Below are 6,092 nucleotides of genomic sequence, written 5' to 3' on the forward strand. Positions count from 1 at the left end.
GGATATCGTATGTGGCCTTACCTGCAATAAACCATTTGTTCCAATCAGAAATGCAGTTTAATATTGCCGGGCTATCGGTTTTTATTGTTTTGATAGGTATTGCGGTAGTTTTCCTTTCCGGCTCTTATCCTGGTTTGGTGTTAGCCAGGTTTCAGCCTATTATGGCCCTAAAAAGCAAGCTATCGCAAGAACACGTTGGCGGCTTTTCATTACGCCRTATTTTGGTGGTAACACAGTTTGCTATTTCGCAGGTGTTAATTATTGGCACTATCATTATTGTATCGCAATTACATTACTCGCAAACTGCCGATCTCGGCTTCAGGAAAGACGGTATAGTTTTACTGCCCGTGCCATCAAATGATAAAACAAAACTAAACACCATGAAAAATCGCCTGAACGAAGTTCAGGGAGTAGAAAAGGTTTCGTATTGTTATCGTCCGCCTGCATCTCAATCAAATAATACCACCGGCGTTAATTATGATCATCGGGCCGAAGACGAGCACTGGGGTATCAATACCAAAACTGCGGATGAAAATTACCTTTCAACATTTAGTTTAAAATTGGTTGCTGGCCGCAATTTTTTTCCTGCTGATACAACAAAGGAGTTTGTGGTGAATGAAACCTTTGTTAAAAAACTTCATTTAAAACCACAGGACGTTATTGGCAAAATGCTATCGATAAACGGTAAACATACAACTGCACCGATAGTAGGAGTGGTGAAGGATTTTTACAATTACTCGTTCCATAGCGAAATTTCGCCGGTATGTATGATGCCAAATTTTAACAACTATTCAACTGTTGCCATCAAAATAAACATGCGTAATGCAAAGAGTTCGCTGGCATCTTTCGAAAAGATCTGGAACCAGACTTTCCCCGAAGAGCTTTATTCATACCAGTTTTTGGATGATAGTATCAAAAAGTTTTACGAGATGGATAATATCCTGCTTACGCTAATTGAAGCTTTCGCCGGCATTGCCATAGTTATAGGCTGCCTGGGCCTATATGGTTTGGTATCGTTTATGGCGGTACGTAAAACCAAAGAAATCGGCGTTCGTAAAGTGCTTGGAGCCGAAATAAAGAATATCCTGTGGTTGTTTGGTAGGGAGTTTACCTTTTTGCTGCTGATTGCTTTTGTAATAGCCGCGCCATTAGCCTGGTGGGCCATGCATAATTACCTGAAGGATTTTCAATACCGAATAACCATCGGCCCGATCATTTTCCTGGAGTCGATACTGTTAACATTTATTATTGCCACAATAACGGTAGGATACCGATCGGTAATGGCATCACTGGCCAACCCGGTTAAGAGTTTGAGAAGCGAATGATTTGTTCATTGGTTCACTGGTTCATTGATGCTCGTCTGTTCAAAGCTATAATGACCTGATACTTGAATTACAAATACCTGTGAATTAATAAACAATGCCACCAATGAACCAGTGAACAAATGAACTAATGAACCAATAAGATGATAAAAAATTATTTCAAGATCGCTTTGCGTAATCTTTGGAAACATAAAGTGTTTTCCTTTATCAATGTAACAGGCCTGTCTATAGGGATAACGGCCTGTTTTTTCATATTTATGTATGTAGGTTTTGAGCTAAGTTATGATAATATGCATAGCAAGGCCGATAGGATCTACCGCCTGGTAACTGATATCAAAACGCCTACCGAAACCATTAACACTGGTGTTACCGCGTGGCCATTTGCGCCAAATATTAAAGCCGATTTTCCCGAAGTTGAATCGTTTGTGCGCATAAGTGGTGGTAGTTTTTTGGTGCGAAGGGGGAATGTAAAATTCCAGGAGGAGAGGTCGGCTTTTGCAGATTCCAGTTTTTTTAAGGTTTTTGATTTTAAGCTTATAAAAGGCGATCCTAAAACTGCATTATCCGAGATAGCCACAATTGTATTTTCAGAGTCGGCAGCAAAAAAGTATTTCGGTAATACCGACCCTGTCGGGCAAACAGTATTGTYAACAGGCGATGCTATCCCCGCTAAGGTAACCGGTGTAATGAAAGACATCCCCGAAAACTCGCAGATTAAAGCTGATATGCTGATCTCGATGGTATCGCTCACGCAAAAATTCAATAAAGGATTGGATAATCAGTGGGGCAATTTTGGGGCATCAAGCTACCTGCTGTTAAAACCAGGCACAAACCCTAAAAGGCTTGAAGCGCAGCTGCCTGCTTTTTTAGAGCGCAGGAATGGCGCTGAAGAAAAGAAACAGCAGATGTTTTACAAATTGCTGTTAGAGCCATTGAAGTCGGTTTACCTGCGTTCAACACGTAGCGGGCAGGAATCTGGTAGCATAACCAATGTATATGTGTTTGCTATAGTAGCAATTTTTATATTGCTGATAGCCTGTGTTAATTTTGTAAACCTTACTACCGCCCGTTCGGTTGAGCGCGCAAAAGAGGTAGGTATCCGCAAAGTAGTAGGCGCCGAAAGATCGCAGCTTGCCCGCCAGTTCATTGGCGAGTCTGTAATATTGTGCCTCATCGCCTTTTTGCTCACTATTGTATTGTCCGTATTGTTTTTGCCTTTATTTAACCAGTTGGCCGGCAAAACTATAAGTGCAGGTATTTTCTCCAACTGGTATTATATAACACTGTTATTTGTTACCTCTGTAGGTATTGGTTTAATTGCCGGTTTGTACCCGGCATTGGTGTTATCGGCATTTAAACCGGTTTTGGTATTAAAGGGCCGGTTTAGCAGCGGCAATAAAGGTAATGCCTTACGCAAAACGCTGGTTATTGCCCAGTTTACCATTTCTATCGCATTAATTATAGGTACTATTGTTGTATACACGCAAATGAGTTTCATGCAAAACCGCGACCTGGGTTTTGCTAAAGATCAGATGCTGATCCTGGATACCAATGGCGACCCGGCAGGTACTGCGTTAAAAGAAGCCATTGCATCAATACCAGGCGTAAAATCAACCGCAAAATCATCAAGTGTGCCGGGTGGAGGCAATCCGGGTGCTTATTCAGAGATTGAAAACAAAAAGGGAGATCTACAAATAGCCAACCTCGACCTTTATTTTGTTGATTGGGATTATGTGAACCAGTTTAAAATTAAAATGGTGGCTGGCCGCGCGTTTTCACGGGAATTTGGTACGGATACAGCCCAGGCTATGTTATTGAATGAAGCCGCGGTTAAACTGTTTGGCTACAGCTCGCCGCAGCAGGCCATAGGCAGGCGCTTTAAACAATGGGGCCGCGAGGGTAAAATAGTWGGTGTGATGAAAGATTTTCATTTCCGTTCGTTGCAGGAAGTCATAAAACCGTTGAGCATGCGTATCGAACTGAAAAACCTGAGTCTTATTTCGGTAAAAATGTCATCGCAAAATACACCGGCTACACTTGCGGCTATCGAAAATAAATGGAAAACATTTATACCTAAAAGACCATTCAACTATTACTTTTTAGATGAATTTTTTGACAGGCAATACCGTGCCGAGCAGCGCTTTGGTAAATTATTCCTCAATTTTGCTGTGCTGGCCATATTTATATCGTGCCTTGGCCTGTTAGGTTTGGCATCTTACAGCACATTGCAGCGCACCCGCGAAATAGGCATCCGTAAGGTATTAGGGGCCACCGTGCCAGGTATTGTAAAGCTGCTATCAAAAGATTTTCTTGTACTTGTAGCCATATCTTTCCTTGTGGCTTCGCCCATTGCCGGACTCTTTATGCATTATTATTGGCTCAAGGGCTTTGCCTACCGCATTGATCTCAGCTGGTGGATATTTGCCATAGCCGGTATCCTGGCCCTGGTTATAGCCCTTGGTACCATAAGCTTCCAGGCCATCCGGGCAGCAACGAGTAACCCCGTTAAAAGTTTAAGAAGCGAGTGATTTTTGGACTTTCGGACAAAGGACTTTCAGACAAAAGACTTTCAGACAAAAGACTTTCAGACAAAGGACGTTCAGACAAAGGATGTTCAGACAAAGGATGTTCAGACAAAAGGTATGTTTTGCCTTCTTTTTGTCCTTTGTCCCAAAGTCCTTTATCCTTTGTCCAAAAATCTTTTGTCCCAAAGTCCTTTGTCTTTTGTCCGAACGTCCAAAAATCCTTCGTCCCAAAGATTGTATCATAAACGTACGCACCGTGTTACATAAACGTACAGTTTTTACTTGCCTGTTTTGATGTAATATATTAATAATCAATATGTTAAAAGTTTGGTATATTATTGATACTTTAATATTAAAATGATCACTATTATTGCTTTAACTAAAATGCAAATCACTAATTCACCAACCCACAAATCCACCAACTAAAAATGTTATCACTTCAGCATATTTCTAAATACTACCAGGTAAGCGGACTTAAAAATTATGTACTTAACGACTTGAGCCTTGAAGTTGATGAAGGCGAATTTATTTCGATAATGGGTCCTTCAGGTTCGGGTAAATCAACTTTACTAAATGTCATTGGCATGCTTGATGAACCTTCAGATGGCTATCACTATTTCGCAGGTCACGCTGTACATCAGCTTAAAGAAAAACAGCGTTCTGCTTTATATAAACAATACATCGGCTTTGTTTTCCAGGCTTACCATTTAATTGACGAGCTCACCGTTTATGAAAACATTGAAACCCCGCTTATCTACCAGGATTTTAAAAGCAGCGAACGTAAAGCCATGGTAGCCGATATATTAGATAAGTTTAATATTGTAGGTAAAAAAGATTTGTTCCCCGCGCAATTATCAGGCGGTCAGCAGCAGTTGGTGGGTATTGCACGTGCATTGATAGCCAAACCAAAATTGTTATTGGCCGATGAGCCTACCGGTAACCTTAACTCTAAACAAGGAGAGGAGATTATGGAACTTTTCCGCAAGCTGAACAGGGAAGATAAAGTAACTATCATCCAGGTAACACATTCCGAAAAAAATGCTGAATATGGTACGCGTATCATCAACCTGCTCGACGGTAAAATAGAATCCTCAAAACAACTCTGATCATCATATAGTAATGCGATATTTTAAATTTATATTTTTTGGTTTGATTGCGCTGTCGGCAACACAGGTACAGGCACAAACAGATTCTGTTCTTTCCATTAATCAGTGTGTGGATATTGCTATAAAAAATAACCTCGACGTAAAGAAAAGCGAGCTGGCAATGGAACGGCTGAATGTTGGCTACAAACAGGCAAAGGAATACTTGCTGCCAACATTGAATGGACAAGCGAGCTACAATTTTAACACAGGACGATACGTTGACCCAACTACCAGTAACCCGGTAACAACATCAACTCAATCTGGAAATTATAGCGTTAACAGTAACCTGGCGTTACTTGGCGGCTTTACCAATTTAAACAACATTAAGCAAACATCGCTGGCTTACCAGGCAGGAAAAATGGATTTTCAGCAGGCTAAAGACCAGGTTACCATTAACGTGATAACAGCATATTTGCTGGTGCTTGATAATACCGAATTACTTGCGCAGGTTAACAACCAGGTTGATGTTTCAAAAAAGCAGGTTGAACGATTGAGCATATTGGATAAACAAGGCGCAAATAAGCTGCCATCTGATTTGTACGATTTAAAGGGTACCTATGGCGATAATCAATTGAACCTGGTAGCTGCCAAAACTGCCCTGGAGGTTTCAAAACTAAACCTGATGCAGATGCTGAATATCCCTTATGATAAAAACCTTAAGCTTGTGCCGCTGAATGTTCAGGACGTATCTACAAAAACAGATGCTACATCAGACCAGGTTTATGGTACGGCTTTACAGCAACTTGCTTACGTTAAAGCAGCAGAATTGCGTACTCAAAGTGCCAATAAAGGCGTAAAGGTAGCCAAAGGGGTATTGCTGCCTACATTATCATTAGGTAGTGGTATAGCAACTGTTTACTCAAGCAATTTCCAAATCAACAATAAAAATGTGGGCTTCTACGATCAGTTTAAAGGCAACTACAGCACATTTGTGGGATTTACTTTAAATATTCCAATTTTGAATTATTTTCAAAATCGAAATAAAGTAACATTAGCTAAAATTAACCTGCAGGAAGCTAAATATGTAGAAAATAACACCAAGATAGTTTTAAAGCAAAACGTAGAGCAGGCTTACCTGAACATGACTTCAGCTTATGAAC

The 6,092-nt window shown here is 40.6% G+C and carries 4 protein-coding genes; all 4 read left to right on the top strand.

All coding sequences use genetic code 11. The annotated features are described in order from the left end of the window. The coding region (locus AC1DPZ_RS20175) for an ABC transporter permease (RefSeq protein WP_477406757.1) at positions 1 to 1,325 on the top strand (1,325 nt) is incomplete at its 5' end. A 140-nt stretch (positions 1,326 to 1,465) separates the two neighbouring features. Further along, positions 1,466 to 3,850, top strand: coding sequence for an ABC transporter permease (locus tag AC1DPZ_RS20180; RefSeq protein WP_477406759.1), 2,385 nt, complete (start codon positions 1,466 to 1,468; stop codon positions 3,848 to 3,850). A 425-nt stretch (positions 3,851 to 4,275) separates the two neighbouring features. Then, positions 4,276 to 4,953 (top strand): ABC transporter ATP-binding protein, encoded by a 678-nt coding sequence (locus tag AC1DPZ_RS20185; RefSeq protein ID WP_477406761.1) that lies wholly within the window; start codon positions 4,276 to 4,278, stop codon positions 4,951 to 4,953. A gap of 13 nt (positions 4,954 to 4,966) precedes the next feature. After that, on the top strand, positions 4,967 to 6,092 hold a 1,126-nt coding region (locus AC1DPZ_RS20190), incomplete at its 3' end, for a TolC family protein (RefSeq protein WP_477406763.1).

It is taken from the genome of Mucilaginibacter sp. P4_G9 (genome assembly GCF_056400985.1).